The organism is Chryseobacterium sp. MDT2-18, assembly GCF_030815285.1.
GTDB classification, from domain to species: Bacteria; Bacteroidota; Bacteroidia; order Flavobacteriales; family Weeksellaceae; genus Kaistella; species Kaistella salivictor.
Genome location: NZ_JAUSWQ010000007.1, coordinates 66,646 through 82,785, shown reverse-complemented (window position 1 = coordinate 82,785; position 16,140 = coordinate 66,646). Strand labels below are relative to the sequence as shown.

At 36.3% G+C, this 16,140-nt stretch carries 11 protein-coding genes, 1 tRNA gene and 1 pseudogene; 6 read left to right on the top strand and 7 right to left on the bottom strand.

Going from position 1 to position 16,140, the window contains the following annotated elements; genetic code table 11:
- Window positions 1–490 precede the first annotated feature (490 nt).
- From QF004_RS09050 to QF004_RS09035, 4 genes are all read left to right on the top strand, one after another.
- Window positions 491–4,888, top strand: a complete 4,398-nt coding sequence (locus QF004_RS09050) for a CusA/CzcA family heavy metal efflux RND transporter (protein WP_305519734.1) — start codon at window positions 491–493, stop codon at window positions 4,886–4,888.
- Window positions 4,889–4,911: 23 nt separating this feature from the next.
- On the top strand, window positions 4,912–6,108 hold the full coding sequence (locus QF004_RS09045; protein ID WP_307425278.1) for an efflux RND transporter periplasmic adaptor subunit: 1,197 nt from the start codon (window positions 4,912–4,914) through the stop codon (window positions 6,106–6,108).
- An 87-nt stretch (window positions 6,109–6,195) separates the two neighbouring features.
- Window positions 6,196–6,918: a ZIP family metal transporter gene (locus QF004_RS09040; protein ID WP_076387896.1), complete on the top strand. Its 723-nt coding sequence runs from the start codon at window positions 6,196–6,198 to the stop codon at window positions 6,916–6,918.
- A 142-nt stretch (window positions 6,919–7,060) separates the two neighbouring features.
- Entirely contained in the window at window positions 7,061–9,019 is a 1,959-nt protein-coding gene (locus QF004_RS09035) for a heavy metal translocating P-type ATPase (protein ID WP_307425264.1), read from the top strand.
- Between the two features lie 78 nt (window positions 9,020–9,097).
- Here QF004_RS09035 and QF004_RS09030 read toward each other — a convergent pair.
- The 7 genes and pseudogenes from QF004_RS09030 to QF004_RS09000 all read right to left on the bottom strand — a co-directional run.
- Window positions 9,098–9,310, bottom strand: a pseudogene (locus QF004_RS09030) (site-specific integrase); the annotation flags it as partial.
- 229 nt (window positions 9,311–9,539) lie between these two features.
- Window positions 9,540–9,953 (bottom strand): HipA domain-containing protein, encoded by a 414-nt coding sequence (locus QF004_RS09025; RefSeq protein ID WP_307425260.1) that lies wholly within the window; start codon window positions 9,951–9,953, stop codon window positions 9,540–9,542.
- Window positions 9,953–10,174 (bottom strand): helix-turn-helix domain-containing protein, encoded by a 222-nt coding sequence (locus QF004_RS09020; RefSeq protein ID WP_307425257.1) that lies wholly within the window; start codon window positions 10,172–10,174, stop codon window positions 9,953–9,955. Before QF004_RS09020 ends, QF004_RS09025 begins: the two co-directional genes overlap by 1 nt.
- Window positions 10,175–10,839: 665 nt before the next feature.
- Window positions 10,840–10,912 (bottom strand) — tRNA-Met (locus QF004_RS09015).
- A 371-nt stretch (window positions 10,913–11,283) separates the two neighbouring features.
- Window positions 11,284–11,991: a LytTR family DNA-binding domain-containing protein gene (locus QF004_RS09010; RefSeq protein WP_133440731.1), complete on the bottom strand. Its 708-nt coding sequence runs from the start codon at window positions 11,989–11,991 to the stop codon at window positions 11,284–11,286.
- The gene (locus QF004_RS09005) at window positions 11,988–12,617 is read right to left on the bottom strand and encodes a sensor histidine kinase (protein ID WP_307425253.1); all 630 of its coding nucleotides are present in this window, start codon (window positions 12,615–12,617) and stop codon (window positions 11,988–11,990) included. The genes QF004_RS09010 and QF004_RS09005 overlap by 4 nt, the downstream gene beginning before the upstream one ends.
- A 141-nt stretch (window positions 12,618–12,758) precedes the next feature.
- On the bottom strand, window positions 12,759–13,040 hold the full coding sequence (locus tag QF004_RS09000; protein ID WP_307425250.1) for a hypothetical protein: 282 nt from the start codon (window positions 13,038–13,040) through the stop codon (window positions 12,759–12,761).
- Between the two features lie 128 nt (window positions 13,041–13,168).
- Here QF004_RS09000 and QF004_RS08995 point away from each other — a divergent pair, with 128 nt between their 5' ends.
- Window positions 13,169–13,621 carry a DUF420 domain-containing protein gene (locus tag QF004_RS08995; RefSeq protein WP_307425247.1) on the top strand — a complete coding sequence of 151 codons (453 nt, stop codon included), beginning with the start codon at window positions 13,169–13,171 and terminating at the stop codon, window positions 13,619–13,621.
- Window positions 13,622–13,659: 38 nt separating this feature from the next.
- Window positions 13,660–16,047, top strand: a complete 2,388-nt coding sequence (locus tag QF004_RS08990; protein ID WP_307425244.1) for a TonB-dependent receptor — start codon at window positions 13,660–13,662, stop codon at window positions 16,045–16,047.
- The last annotated feature ends 93 nt before the right edge of the window (window positions 16,048–16,140 follow it).

The window sequence follows — 16,140 nt, the reverse complement described above, 5'->3', positions numbered from 1 at the left end:
ACTCTTTTTCGGATTGTCGAAAAATCAAGAATAATATAATTTCCGGTAGCAATTTTTTATTTAACTTTGCAAAGGTGAAGATTTTCAATTATATATTAACAATTTATTTAGCCGTGCTATTTTGTATGCCTTGTTCGGATAATGAACAAAGCACTTTTGAGGTGGTTACTACTAAAATTGAAAAAGTACAGAACGAACATTCACAAAAACATAAAGACGATTTTTGTTCGTCTTTTTGTATGTGCAGTTGCTGTGGTAGGAATGTTGTAGTATATCAACAAATTCCTGCAAACTTTATTGGTCATTTTTCAAACGAATTCTATTCATCAGAATTTTTTCATATTCCAAACCCATACTCCAACTATTTCGGCAGTATTTGGCAACCGCCTCAATTAGGTTAGTATTATTAAATAAAATTTACGGTTTTGCTTTTCTGCGAACGCGTACTTTTTATTATCTAAATTTTACTTTAATCTAATTTTCTTTATCAATGCTAAATAAAATCATTGAATTCTCCATCAATAATAAATTGGTGATCGGAATTTTCACTATTGCGCTCATTATTTGGGGCGTCATGTCCCTTCGAACCCTTCCTATAGATGCCGTACCAGATATTACAAATAATCAGGTACAGGTAATAACATTAAGTCCATCACTGGCAACACAGGAAATAGAACAGTTTATTTCTTATCCTATAGAACAGACAATGTCTACTATTCCTGAAATTCAGGAAGTGCGATCTATTTCCCGCTTTGGTTTATCTGTTGTAACCATTATTTTTCATGATGACATAGATATTTACTGGGCACGCCAGCAAGTCTCTGAACGGCTTCCTGAAGCAAAAAGTTCCATTCCTGCAGGACTTGGTAATCCTGAAATGGCACCGGTTTCTACTGGTTTAGGTGAAATTTACCAATATACGGTTCATGCTAAACCCGGCTTTGAGGATAAATACGATGCTACAAAACTGCGAACCATACAAGACTGGATTATTCGAAAACAATTATTGGGTACGCCTGGAATTGCGGAAGTAAATAGTTTCGGAGGTTTTTTGAAACAGTATGAAATTGCACTAAATATTAATCAATTACGGAGTTACAATTTATCTATTTCGGATGTTTTCACAGCATTGGAAAAAAATAATCAGAATACCGGTGGTTCATATATTGATAAAAAACCCAATGCCTATTTTATCAGAAGCCAGGGCTTGATCACAAGTCTTGGAGATATTGAAAGGATTGTAGTTAAAAATTCGGAGAGTGGTCTGCCTATTACCATCAGAGATGTTGCAAAAGTTCAGTTTGGGACTGCTACCCGATACGGTGCACTTACCAGAAATGACAAAGAAGCGGTCGGCGGAATTGTAATGCTATTAAAAGATAATAATGCTTCTGAAGTAGTTGGACGAGTAAAAGATAAAATAGACCAAATACGGAAAACTTTACCTGACGGAGTAGAGATAGAACCCTTTCTGGACAGAAGTGAATTTGTAGACAGAGCCATGAGTACTGTGCAAAAAAACTTAATAGAAGGGGCGTTAATTGTAATATTGGTTTTAGTTCTTTTTCTCGGGAATATTCGTTCAGGCTTAATTGTGGCTTCGGTTATACCTTTAGCAATGCTATTTGCCGTAGCATTGATGAAAGTTTTTGGCGTATCTGGAAACTTGATGAGTCTTGGGGCGATCGATTTTGGACTTATTGTGGATGGTGCTGTAATTATCGTGGAAGCAACCATGCACCACATGAGGAAGTTGAAAACAGGAAAAATTTCGCAGGCAGAAATGGATATTCAGGTTTCCGGTTCTGCAAAAAAAATGATGAACTCCGCTGCGTTTGGTCAACTTATTATTTTAATTGTCTATTTACCAATATTGGCTTTGGTAGGAATTGAAGGCAAAATGTTTCGCCCGATGGCACAAACGGTTTCTTTTGCAATATTTGGAGCATTAATTCTTTCGCTTACTTATGTACCGATGATCAGTTCACTTCTATTGAGTAAAAATATTAGTCATAAAAAGAACTTTTCTGATAAAATGATGGAAAAATTTCAGCGCGTTTATGATCCGTTGATTAATGGTGCACTGCGATTTAAAAAAACTGTCTTGATTGTTGCAATTGCGCTTCTCGGATTGTCAGCAGTTATCTTCAGTTCTCTTGGAGGTGAATTTCTACCAACGCTGGAGGAAGGAGATTTTGCTGTAGAAACAAGATTATTGGTAGGAAGTTCGCTGGAGCAGACCGTTGAAAAAATAGAGCAGGCATCAAGTTTATTAATGAAAACTTATCCGGAAGTGAAGGAAGTTGTGGGCAAGATTGGAGCATCCGAGATTCCTACAGATCCAATGCCGATAGAAGCCACAGATATAACGATATTATTAAAACCTAAAAAAGACTGGACGAGTGCAGATACCCGGGAAGAATTAGCGGAGAAAATGCAGAAAACTTTAGAACAGGTTCCGGGAGTTACGTTCGGTTTTTCGCAACCTATACAATTACGGACCAACGAATTAATTTCTGGTGTACGACAGGATGTAGGTATCAAAATTTTTGGCGATGATTTAGAAACGCTTTCAGATTTAGCGAAGAAAATAGGTGGATTAATTCCCTCAATAGATGGTGCAGAAGATTTATATATAGAACAGGTGAGTGGTCTACCGCAAATTTCAATCAAATTGAACCGGGATAATATCGCGCGATATGGGTTAAATGTTGAAGAAATAAATAACGCTATTAACACTGCATTTGCTGGTGGTGTTGCCGGAACGGTATTCGAAGGAGAAAAACGTTTTGATCTGGTAGTTCGGTTAGAACAAGGAGAACGCCAAAGTATTGAAGATGTAAAAAGGCTCTTTGTTACTGCCAGTAATGGAAACCAGGTTCCGTTGGAGCAGGTTGCAGAAGTAAGTTATCAATTGGCACCTAACCAAATACAGCGTGAAGATGCCAAAAGAAGAATTATTGTTGGCTTTAATGTTCGGGGTAGAGATATTGCCTCTGTAGTAAAAGACGTTCAGGCAAAAATTGACGAAAAAGTAAAAATGCCGACAGGCTATTTTATAACTTATGGTGGCCAATTTAAAAATTTGGAAGAAGCCAACAAAAGACTGTCTATAGCCGTGCCGATTGCATTGGGATTAATTCTTTTGCTGCTATATTTTGCGTTTGGTTCCTTAAAATACTCACTACTAATTTTCACCGCAATCCCGATGTCTGCCATAGGTGGAATATTTGCCCTTTGGTTAAGAGGTTTACCTTTTAGTATTTCGGCTGGTGTAGGCTTTATTGCTCTGTTCGGTGTGGCTGTTTTAAATGGAATCGTATTAATAACAGAGTTTAATCAACTTAAAAAACAAGGAATGAAAGATATTAAGCAAAGAATTCTCGCAGGTACTGCTATAAGATTAAGACCGGTTTTAATGACTGCTACCGTTGCATCATTAGGATTTTTACCTATGGCATTGGCAACCGGAGCAGGAGGAGAAGTACAAAAACCATTAGCAACAGTTGTTATAGGTGGTTTGTTCACCGCAACATTTCTTACACTTGTACTTTTGCCGGTACTTTACTCTTATGTGGAGAATATAAAACCTTCCCGACGTAAGTTGAAAAAGACAAAAATTGCAGGATCAGCAACGATTATTATTTTGTTTTTACTTTCAGGTTTTAATAATGGAGTTAAAGGTCAGATTACGACAAATCCATCTTCCTCTGTAGGGACCATAGATTTGAATTCGGCAATTTCTGCTTCCCTGAATTCCAATCCAAACACAAGGGTTGCAAAATTAGGAGAGGAATACCAGTCTGCATTAAAAGGTTCTGTGAGAGATTACGGAAAAACAAATATCAATCTCACTTTTGGACAATATAATAGTCTTATTGCTTATGATAACAATATTACCATAAGCCAAAATATTCCGAATCCGGTTTATTTGAAAAGACTGACAGAACTTGCAGATGCCAATATAAACGCATCCAAAATGCAGGCAGGAATTTATAAAAATCAGATAACCTATCAGGTAAAAAGTATTTATTATAGTTTACTCTACAGAAAAGAGCAAAGAACATTAAATGAGGAATTAATCGCCCTTTATGAAAAAATACTTCGTGCCGCAGATATAAGATTTCAGACAGGTGAAACAAATATTTTAGAAAAATACAATGCCAATACCAGATTGCAGGAAGCGATTTCTCAAAAATTGCAGACGGAAGAATATATAAAAATTCATCTGGAGCAATTGAAAAGGTATACCGGAAATCAAACCATCGAAGATATTATGGAAACAACGCTTATCGAAAAGTTTTTAGATGTATCACCACAGAGCGCAATTTTTAATAATAATCCAGACTTGCTTGCTTTGAAAAGCCAGATAGAAGTCGCTAAAGAAGAAATCAGAGTTGAAAAAAGCAGGTTACTTCCCGATTTTAGCGTCGGTTATTTTAACCAATCGTTGGTAGGTAATTTCGAGAAAAATGGAGTTTCGAAGTTTTACGGAGTAGGAAAAAGATTTCAGGGTGTAGAATTGGGAATTAGCATACCCATTTTTGCAAAAGCGCAAAAAGCAAAAATCAAAGCCGCAGAAATTAACCAGCAAATACAGGAAGCAAAAGTAGATGCATTTTCTTTCAGTCTTTCTCAACGGGGTTCTACACTGCTTTCGGACCTAAAACGGTTGCAAATCCAGATCAATTTTTATAGGGAAACAGCATTGCCACAGGCAAAGTTGCTTATTACAAAATCACAGCGTGCCTTTGAGGTTGGAGAAATGGATTATTACCAGGTTAGTCAATCCATAAACAACGCCGTGGAAGTCCAAAAACAATACATCGAAAGTTTAAATCAATATAATCAAACAGCCATCGAACTGGAATTAATTTCTGGTTTATAATAAATAATTAAAGTTCCAAAATCATGAGTAAATCAAAATATTTATATATCATCGTCTTAAGTTTTATGTTGTCAGCCTGTAATTCCGATAAAAAGGAAGAAACAGCAGTCACGGCAAATGTAGAAGTTCCGCACGATGCAAACAGCGTAGAATTTAGTGAAGCGCAGTACAAAAGTGTGGGAATGGAATTGGGAAATATAACCAATACTAATCTTTCCAATTATATCAAAGCCTCTGGAGCTATTGAAGTTCCACCGCAAAATCTGACCAGTATCACCTCTTCTTTTGGAGGTCATGTAAAATCCATGAACGTAATCGAAGGAAAATATATTGGAAAAGGAACCGTGGTGGCAACGATAGAAAATCCTGAATTTCTACAGATACAGCAGGATTACATGGAAAGCAATAGTCAGATGTCTTATTTAAGACAGGATCTTACACGCCAAAAAGAACTGGTAAAAGAAAATATTGCAGCCAGAAAATCTTTACAGCGGGCGCAAAGTGAGTATAATAGTATGTCTGCACGAGTTGCCGGATTACGGGCAAGACTTCAGGTTGCGAACATCAATCCTGCTTCTGTTGCAAGAGGTAACATATCTTCGCGCGCCAACATTTATGCACCACAAAGCGGATACGTAACAAAAGTATATACCAATATTGGAAAATATGTTGGAACTAATGAGGTTGTCGCAGATATTGCAAATACAGGTAATATGATGGTAAAAGTGCAGGTTTTTGAAAAAGATGTTGCAAAAATAAAAGTTGGTCAAATTATTCGATTTCAGGCTACTGGTGACGCCGAGGAAAAAACTGCTAAAGTTTATCTGATAGGGAAAGATATACACGGAGACAGAACTGTAGATGTTTTGGCAAGAATTCAGAATGTATCTCAAAATCTGTTGCCGGGAATGTTTGTAAATGCTATCATAGAACTTGGATCTGTGGAAACACCAGCATTGCCAGATGCGGCAATTGTAGGTTCCGGAGGTAAGAATTTTATTTTTATTTTAGAAAAAACTTTAGAAAAAACTAAAGATAAAGATGGGAATGAAAAAGAAAAACAATATATCTTTAGGAAGGTAGAAGTGCAAACCGGTGTAAGCGAAAATGGTTTTACTGCGGTTACTTTGCCTGCAAAATTTAATGAATCCGATAAAGTAGTTTTAAAAGGGGCATATGACCTGCTTTCTAAAATGAATAATATGGAGGAAGAGGAGTAATCTTGGGATAATTTTAAAACCTTAAAACCTATTTACAAACCATTTGTTTCCATAAAAAGTTGCCAAAACTAGCATCAAAATATTTTTATGATTTCAATTTATTTATACGCCTTAATTCCAGTTGTTTCCATTTTATTGGGCGGGATTACCGGATTATTTAAAAAACCAAACGCGGGTTTTCGGAGTTCTGTGTTGCATTTTGCGGGCGGAGTGGTTTTTTCAGTTGTTGCAGTGGAACTTCTGCCGGATATTATTAAAAATCACAGGCCTATTGAAGTGGGAATTGGTTTCGGACTGGGCATCGCGACGATGTTGGCTGTAAAATATTTTTCAGAAAAATTTCAAAAAAACGCTGAAAAATCGGCAGTAAAAAATTCTTTGCCGATGGGACTTCTGGTGGCATTGGCCATCGATTTACTAATAGATGGCGTGCTTCTCGGCGTTGGTTTTGCGGCTGGAAGCACCGAAGGAATTCTGCTTTCCATCGCTTTGGCTCTCGAAATTTTTTCTCTGGGATTAGCAGTAGTTTTGGCTTGTATGGATTTAAATTTTTCAAAACAAAAAAGCCTGACTATTTTATTAGTTTTGGGTGCCTGCTTCTTTGTCGGAGCCGTTTTAGGAATTACATTATTAGCAGGATTATCACAGGAATGGCTGGAATTGGTGCTGTCTTTCGGTCTCGCTGCTTTATTATTTTTGGTAACTGAAGAATTATTGAAAGAAGCGCACGAAGAAAAAGAAACACTTTTGCAGACGAGTATGTTTTTTGTAGGATTTTTAATATTTCTACTGGTAGGAATGGTAGTTTAAATTAATTAAGATTAAAAAAATAAGCATAATCGTAAAGTTCAAAAAATGAATTTTAATTTAAAATTTTTAGGTTCAAAAATTAAACTTGATAAATTATTATAATAAGATACAAACGATATATTCAAAAATTAAAATATAAAAAATGGCAAAAAAGAAATTAAACTTAAGGGATATTGGAACGGAAAAACATGCCGGAGAGCATTCCCACGATGCTGGACATAATCACGATAATACGGACAAAACAACGTTACAAATGTTTTTGCCCGCCATTATATCATTCACATTATTAATAATTGCTATTGCTTTAGATAATTGGATTACCCAAAATTGGTTTAATGGATGGGTAAGGATTGCCTGGTATGTTGCAGCGTATATTCCCGTGGGATTACCAGTTTTAAGAGATGCGTTTGATAGTATAAGAAAAAGTGATTTCTTTTCAGAATTTTTTTTGATGAGTATCGCTACGATTGGTGCGTTCGCCATTGGAGAATTTCCTGAAGGTGTAGCAGTGATGCTTTTCTATGCTGTGGGTGAAGTTTTTCAAACACTTGCAGTACAGAGAGCAAAAACTAATATAAAAACACTATTAGACCAAAGACCAGATGAAGTTACCGTTTTAAAAGATAACCAAGCAACAACTGTGAAGGCAGAATCTGTAGAAATCGGAGATATTATCCAACTAAAATCTGGCGAAAAATTAGGTTTAGATGGAGAATTGATTTCAGAAAAAGGTTCATTTAATACAGCGGCGCTCACAGGAGAAAGCAAACCAGATTCTAAAACTAAAGGTGAAACTGTTTTAGCAGGAATGATAAATCTAAATACCGTAGTAGAAGTGAAAGTAACTACCGCATATAAGGATAGTAAACTTTCTAAAATATTAGAATTGGTACAAAATGCAACTTCACAGAAAGCACCCACAGAATTATTTATAAGAAAATTTGCAAAAATCTACACACCAATCGTCGTACTATTGGCTGTTCTCATTACCATAGTTCCAATGTTTTTCGTACAGGATTATACTTTCAGCAAATGGCTTTATAGAGCACTGGTTTTCTTGGTAATAAGTTGTCCTTGTGCATTGGTAATTAGTATTCCACTAGGATATTTCGGAGGAATTGGCGCTGCAAGTAAAAACGGTATTTTGTTTAAAGGCAGCAACTTTTTAGACGTTATTGCTACTATAAAGAATGTTGTGATAGATAAAACAGGCACAATGACGGAAGGTGTTTTCAAAGTTCAGGAAGTTATTATTCATCCAGATTTTGATGAAAAAACAATTTTGGCGATGGTCAACAAATTGGAAAGTCAAAGTACACATCCGGTAGCAACTGCGATTCATAATTTTGTTGGAGAATTGGATTCAAAAATAGCATTGGAGAATGTAGAAGAAATTTCAGGTCACGGTTTAAAAGCAAACGTAAACGGAAAAGAATTATTAGTCGGTAATTTCAAATTATTAGACAAATTTTCTATTAAATATGATTTAGACCCAAGTTCAATTGTTTATACTACCATCGCAATTGCGTATGATAATAAATTTGCCGGCTATTTGACCATCGCAGATTCGATAAAAGAAGATGCGCAAGAGGCGGTTACTAAACTGCATAATCTTAATGTGAAAGTAACGATGTTAAGCGGTGACAAAACCAACGTCGTAGAACTTGTTGCAAAAGAATTAGGGATTGATACGGCTTTCGGAGATCTACTGCCCGAAGATAAGGTAGAAAAATTGAAAGCAATTAAAAGCAAAGGCGAGAGTGTAGCATTTGTGGGCGATGGCGTAAATGACGCTCCGGTCGTCGCACTTTCAGACGTAGGAATTGCAATGGGTGGATTGGGAAGCGATGCTACTATTGAAACCGCGGACGTTGTAATTCAGGATGATAAGCCGAGTAAAATTGCAATGGCCATAAATATTGGAAAGCAGACAAAAAAAATCGTTTGGCAAAATATCATTCTGGCATTTGCCGTGAAAGCCGTTGTTTTAGTTTTAGGAGCAGGAGGTTTGGCAACAATGTGGGAAGCGGTTTTCGCGGATGTTGGTGTGGCTCTTTTGGCTATTTTGAATGCGGTGAGAATTCAGAAGATGAAATTTTAATTAGTTTTTTGTTATTTAAAATGTTGAATGATAAATGGACCTTTTTAGTTGTTTTTACGAATGATTATATCAGATTAAACTTATTACCGGCAATGCTTTAGATTTTTCGTAAACTTCATCTTTATATTTCTGCAATATTGCTTTGCTGTGATCATTAAGTTCAATGATAAGACTGTCAGAAGTTTTTACCGTTATTATCTCAATAAAATTGTCTTTTATGTCGCTCCGTTTTAAATTTTCTACATCCGAATATCTTAAACCTGTAAAGCACTGAAACATAAAAACGTTTCTGGATATGCAGATAAATTGATTAAACTTTTTTGGATTTGATAGTGAAAGCAAAGAATATGATGATTTAGAAAAAGACAGTCCAGAAGATGATTTTCTCAGAACATGATACTTTCAAAAAGTTCAATTGATATTTGGAACAGCTTACAATAAAGGTAGATGTTATTATTTTTAAGAAATTGCTATAATGTAAAGAATTACTATTTAATAAAAATCATCTGATTGATTCTCTTCAAGAGACTTTCTTTAATTTTGTCTGATAAAGCTGTATAAAATTTCTTTTAAGTTGGTCACCGAGATAAGAACGGTTAGTCAATTGAATTACTTCCTTCTCGTGAGAAGTTAAATTTTTGGCTATTCTTTTTTCTGGTATTTCAGCTTTTTGACCCAACAAAATAAACTGCTCTTTTATTTTTCCTTTGGCAATGGATTTCGGTAAAAGACCGTCGCTTAAAGCAAAATCAGCATCTTCAATATGAATCTTAGTGTTGAGTAGATCATAAGCCGGACTTAATTTAAAATCACCTTGTTCTGTTTCTATTAGAGAAAAGTTTTTTAGATGAGCATCTCCATTTGAAAATAAATAATTGAAAAGAATCAATATGAAAAGTTTTGGTCCTTCTACTTTTGAGGCAGGTACAAACATTATTTAATGTTTTTAATTTCTAATTTAATTTCCAAACCTAAAGCATCGCAAATTTTTTGCAATGTTTCTAGCGTTGGATTTCCTTTTCCGCTTTCCAATTGTTTCAAGGTACGAAGTCCGACACCAGAAATTTCCGCAAGTGTTTCCTGCGTTACATCTAAAATTTTTCTACGTTTTAACTTAGTGTCATATATTGCACTTGAAGTATAGATATACATCATTATTTTAATAATTAAATCATAAGTGTTATTTAATGCACTTTTTAAATTTAATTTGGAAATTTTTACAATTTAGATATTAAAGAGCTGTTTATTGCACTTTTATTGGTTTCTAAAAATAAAATCCTGTGATCTGCAAGTTGAAGCCGATTATTCAATTAAAATTAGTTGTTTTGTTAATTACTCCTAGGTTGCATTGAACTTTAAATTTTTTTGGAAAGAGAGTAATACATTTAAGAATGATGTTTTTGTAAGTGTGAAAAAAGAAGTAACTTTGATAAATATACCAATCAAAACCAACATTTTTCAAGGTGAGCAATTAGGTGAGTAGCTGAGAAGTAATCTTTGAAAAGGCGTATGAATAGAGATATTTAAAGAGCATGTGACGGTTCCTAGTTCTCCGCACAAATCCCTATAAGTTTATACTTATAGGGATTTTTTTATGGAAATTTCTTTCCGAGCCGGATTCCGAAAATTTGGATAATCTGAAAATTTAAAAAGGAGGATCGGCATCAAAACTTGGGACTAAGCAAAAATTTTGGATCATCTGAAAAGGAAAAAATGATTTGTTAAAATGGCTGAAAAATCACGCAGCATTGATCATTCAAACATAAAACAAAAAGAACACACAAAAAAAGAGAACCAATTTTTTGATTCTCTTTGTTTAGTAGCGGAGACACGACTCGAACGTGCGACCTCCGGGTTATGAGCCCGACGAGCTACCTACTGCTCTACCCCGCGTTATTATGGTGCAAATATACAACATTTAATTTCTAAACAATTTTAAAAACTGAAAAATTAATCGTCGTTCCATGGATTTTATTCAGCGTTCTTAGATTGGTGGAGCAAAAACGAAGGTAAAGGGCTGATTTATAGATTTCCAAAAAAACTTCCAATTTAAAATCGGTATGTTTTAATTTTTATACCTCCGCAATGAAGTCCAAATCAAGGTCGGAAAACTATTTTATGACAGCGTTTTAAAAGGTTTTTATAAATCAGTATCCTGCTGGGGATAAAAGACCGGATCTCTATTTCAGAATTCGTTATGGTGACGATTCTGGTGGACTTCATTGTGGTGAGCAGTAAAGACGCGGCGTTGAATGCCAAATGTATTATACAAAAGTCAGTTTACGCCTCTCAAATTCCTTCTGAAATTTCCCGGTTACTGCAAATTTTTTTCCTGTCACGGTCAGGCTGTTTTTTCCGTAAGCACTTATTTTTGAAATGTTGATGATTTGGGAGCGGTTGATCTGCAGAAAATATTTCCCGTTTAAAACGGTTTTAATTTTTTTTAAAGTCATCAAAGGAATATACGGGACATCTCGGTTTTTGGTGTAGATTTTCACATAATCCCGCATGCTTTCGATATACAGAATCTCAGATGAGATCAGTTTGACCTGTTGCGCATCAATTTTAATAAAGAAAGAATCATCGGTCGTTTTGGTGTTTTTGAATTCAATGGAATTCAGCACTTTTTGGGCGGCGTCTTTTAATTCTTCAAAACTGTAAGGCTTCAGCAGAAAATCGGCTCCATCCGGTTTAAAGCCGTCGACTGCATATTTCCCATAAGCGCTTACGAAAACGATTTCGGGTTTTTTTGTAAAATTATTTAAGATTTTACTCAGGTCGATTCCGTTTAAACCGGGCATTTCAATATCCAGAAAAATACAGTCAATCTCTTTTTCAGAAATGTATTTCAAAGCGTCCGGCGTGGAAGAAAATGAGGCTTCCAGCTGTAAGAACTCGATTTTTGAAAGGAATTCTGAAAGCAGTTTCAGTGCTAAAGGTTCATCATCCAAGGCAACACAGCGTATTTTCATTTCAGATTGATTTGCAGTTCACAATAATAGGTTCCGTTTTCTTTGTGGGATCGGTAGGTGTAATTTTGCGGATATAAGATATCTAAACGCCTGACGGTATTGTCGATTCCAATTTCTGAAGAATCAAGAGCGTTTGCCTTGTTTTCAAAAATATCATTCTGCGTTTTCAGCGTAAATGTAGTGCCTTTCAGTTGCGTTTCAATGCTGATTCCGCATGGTTTTTCCGTCGTAATTCCATGTTTGAAACAGTTTTCGATAAAGGTCAGTAAAATCATGGGAACGATTTCTATATCGGATTTTACGTCTAAAATATCAGCTTTAAAACCTACGTTAGTTGGCAAGCGGTGCTTCATTAAATCGAGATAATTTTTAATAAACTCCATCTCTTCCTGCAGTTTTACCTTTTCGCGGTTTTCTTCATTCATTGCGAAACGCATCATTTTTGAAAGTTTCAGCAAAGCTTCCTGAGATTGCGGGACATCGGAATGGGAGAGGGCATAAATCGTATTGAGGGTATTAAAGAAGAAGTGCGGATGAATCTGGGCTTTTAAAGTCATTAATTCTGCTTTAGCCTTTTCTTCCCGAAGAATACTGTTATTTTTCTCTTCCCGGTTCCATTTTCTCACCAACTGCAAAATTATTCCGGACAGTAAAACAGAGGCTAATAAAATAATGATATAGAAATAAATAAAAATATTCCTTTTTCGAACGTAGGGTTCGTTCGGATTTAATCTCTGATGAATTAATTGGCGGATGTGGAGCAGACTTTAGATGGCATCCATGAAGGAAATCACCATAACGCCAATGATAATGGTACTCCCGACATAAGCAACGAATCCGTATCTTTGGTGAATTACAGGAATAAGGAAATTCACATTCAGATAATAAACCCCAAAAAGAATCCAAAATAAGATGAAGTGATAAAAATGATATTCCAGCGGTAATTTTACGGGATACGCCAGCGGAATCAGCACCAACAAAATAATTGCCAGTGAAAGCCACGCGAGAACGGGAGGTAAAGATTTTTTAAGGATATTCAGTTGATTCACGATGATGCAAATTACATCATTTTTTTTCCGTATTAACAAAAAATTCGTCCCGAAAAACTGCCGGTTCGTCTAATAAATTTGAATTCCTTGTTTCTTAGTTGCATTTTTGCAGCATTAAATAAATATTCATGAGTTTAACCGTTTTCATTATGACGGGCGTTTTGGTCATAACGCTTCTTGCGCCGGCTTTTAGTTATTACGCCATTAAAAAAGCAAGAGAGAAAGATTATAAAACCCATAAAAAAATACAAACGCTTGTATATATATTCTGCATCGCGGCGGTTCTGGTTTTGGAGTTGCTCATCCGTTTTTCGGGTGGCTCGGGAAGCATGTTCAAAGACAGTTCCCATGCCGATAATCCGGTTTTTAAAACCCTTCTCGCCGCTCACATTACCGGTGCAGTGCTCACCTATATTTTATGGACTTTTCTGATGATAAAGTCCCGTCGGAAATTTAAAAAAACACTGCCCGGAAAATTTTCGGTGTCTCACAAAAGACTGGGAATTGCCGTGTTTATAGGGTTGGTTTACACTGGATTTACAGCGTTCGTCGTGTATTTAATGACCCTCGATTTCATTTAACATTTCTTATATTTAAAAAAAAATAGATCAATTTCTTTATGAATCAATTATCTTTATTATTCGCACTATTATTTGCGTCCCTATTTTCTGCACAAACCGGAAGCATCAACATTAATGTATATGACGATTTCAGCAAGAAACCGCTTTCTGCAACGGTAACGGTAAACGCTACGGACATACAATTCCGGGGCGACGGAAATGTATCATTATCCAATCTTCCTGTAGGGGTTTATCAGTTTCAAGTTTCTTCGGAAGGTTATTCAGAAGGACTTTTAAAGGATATCGATGTTCTGCCGAATCAAAATCTAAGTTTTTCGGTTGGGCTTACCAAACTGTCAACGGCGAATATTGATGAGGTCGTCATTTCCAAAAAAGCCTATAAATCTACGGCCGAAAGTCCGCTTTCTCTGCGGAATATTACAAGTGAAGAAGTTCAGAAAAATGCGGGTTCCAACCGGGATATTTCGAAAGCAATTCTTTCTTTTCCGGGAGTGGGCACCACAGCGACTTTTAGAAATGATTTGTTTATCCGCGGTGGTTCTTCCGCCGAAAACAAATTTTACGTCGATGGAATTGAAGTTCCGGTGATCAACCATTTTCAGACTCAGGGTGCGAGTGGCGGGCCAAAAGGAATCCTGACCATTGATTTTATTAAAGATGTCGATTTTTACAGCGGTGCATTTCCAGCCAACCGAAACGGTGCTTTATCTTCGCTTTTTGAATTTAATTTAAAACAGGCCCGAAAAGATAAAATCGGTTATAAAGGAGTGGTGGGTTTTGATGATATTCAGTTGATGGCCGATGGCCCACTTTCCAGAGATCAATCCTGGAGCGGACTTTTCAGCGCACGGAAATCCAATCTTCAGTTTTTATTTAAAGCGATGGGACTTCCGTTTTTACCGTCTTACAGCGATGCTACTTTTAAAATTTCTAAAAAATTCCGATCGGGTGATGAACTTTATTTTCTGGGTTTAGGCGCGCTTGATGAATTTAAATTTAATGAAAAAGCCAATGAATCTCTGTACAATCAAACATTAATTGAAAGGTTGCCGGTTTCCCCACAATGGAATTATACCATCGGAACGGGATACCGTCATTTGGTAGAAAACGGGAACTGGCTTTTTACCTGGAGCAGAAATATGCTCGATAATAAATCCACCAAATATTTTAAAAATATAGAAATTCCGGAGAATTTACTGCTGGATTATCATTCCCAGGAGAGTGAAAATAAAATCCGGGTGGACCGTAATTTCCGGATTGCGGATTATAAACTAAGCTCGGGTGCCCATCTTAATTTCTCCAATTTTACCAACCGGTCGTTTGTAAAAACCGTTACTCAAAACGGACCGGTTACCGATCAGTCGGATTCTGATCTCGATCTGTTTCAGTACGGATTGTATCTTCAGGGCGCAAAAAAATTATTTGACAATAAGATGGAAGTTTCTGCCGGATTCCGTTTAGATGCCAGCAATTATTCTGAGCTTACCAATAATCCTTTAGAACAGTTTTCTCCCAGAGCTTCTTTGAGGTATCTGTTTGCCGAGCAGTTTTCCTTTAATGCCAATGCCGGAATCTATTATATGTTGCCGACTTACACGGCGTTAGGTTTTCAGCAAAACGGGAATCTGGTGAATAAAAATACTTTGAAATATATCAAAAACACGCAGGTCGTCACTGGTTTTGAGTTTAACGGTAAAAATAATCTGCGCATTACTTTAGAAGGGTATTATAAAAAATACCGCAACTATCCGTTCTCATTAAGAAATCAAATTTCGCTGGCCAATATTGGCGGTGATTTTGGTGTGGTGGGAACCGAACCTCTAGACAGTCGCGGAACTGGTGAAACGTATGCCGTGGAAGTTCTAGCGCAAAAAAGAACCGTCAATGATTTTTACGGAATTGCTTCTTACACTTTCGGTTATTCTAAATTTAGTGATGCAAAAGGCGATTTATTACCATCCAGTTGGGACAGCAGACATATTTTATCCTTGACCGGTGGAAAATATTTTAAAAGAAACTGGAATATCGGTGCAAGATTCCGCATGCAAAGTGGTTTTCCGCAAACACCGTATGATATCAACAGGAGTGAACTCGTGTACAACTGGAATATTACGAACGGACCGGTTTCAGATTACAGCCAACTCAACACCCTTCGCGGAAATCTGGTTCATCAGTTGGATATTCGCGTAGAAAAGAAATGGATTTTCAACAAATGGCAGTTGACTTTCTATGTAGATGTGGTGAATGTTTACGGATCCGACAATCCAAGTGCTTTGCCTGTCATTGGTTTAGAGCGGGACGCGAGCGGGAATGGCATCATACATAATCCAAATGCACCGAAAGATGAGCAGGTTTATAATCTCCATTATGAACAGATCAAACGGTCTTCTCCGCTGCCGTATTTTGGGTTTATATTTGAATTTTAGGTAAAGATGTTGGGATTACAGCGTGATCATTAAACGTTACACTTAAAAAGGCGCAGAATAAAAATATTTTTATTACTGATTCCGGATATCCAT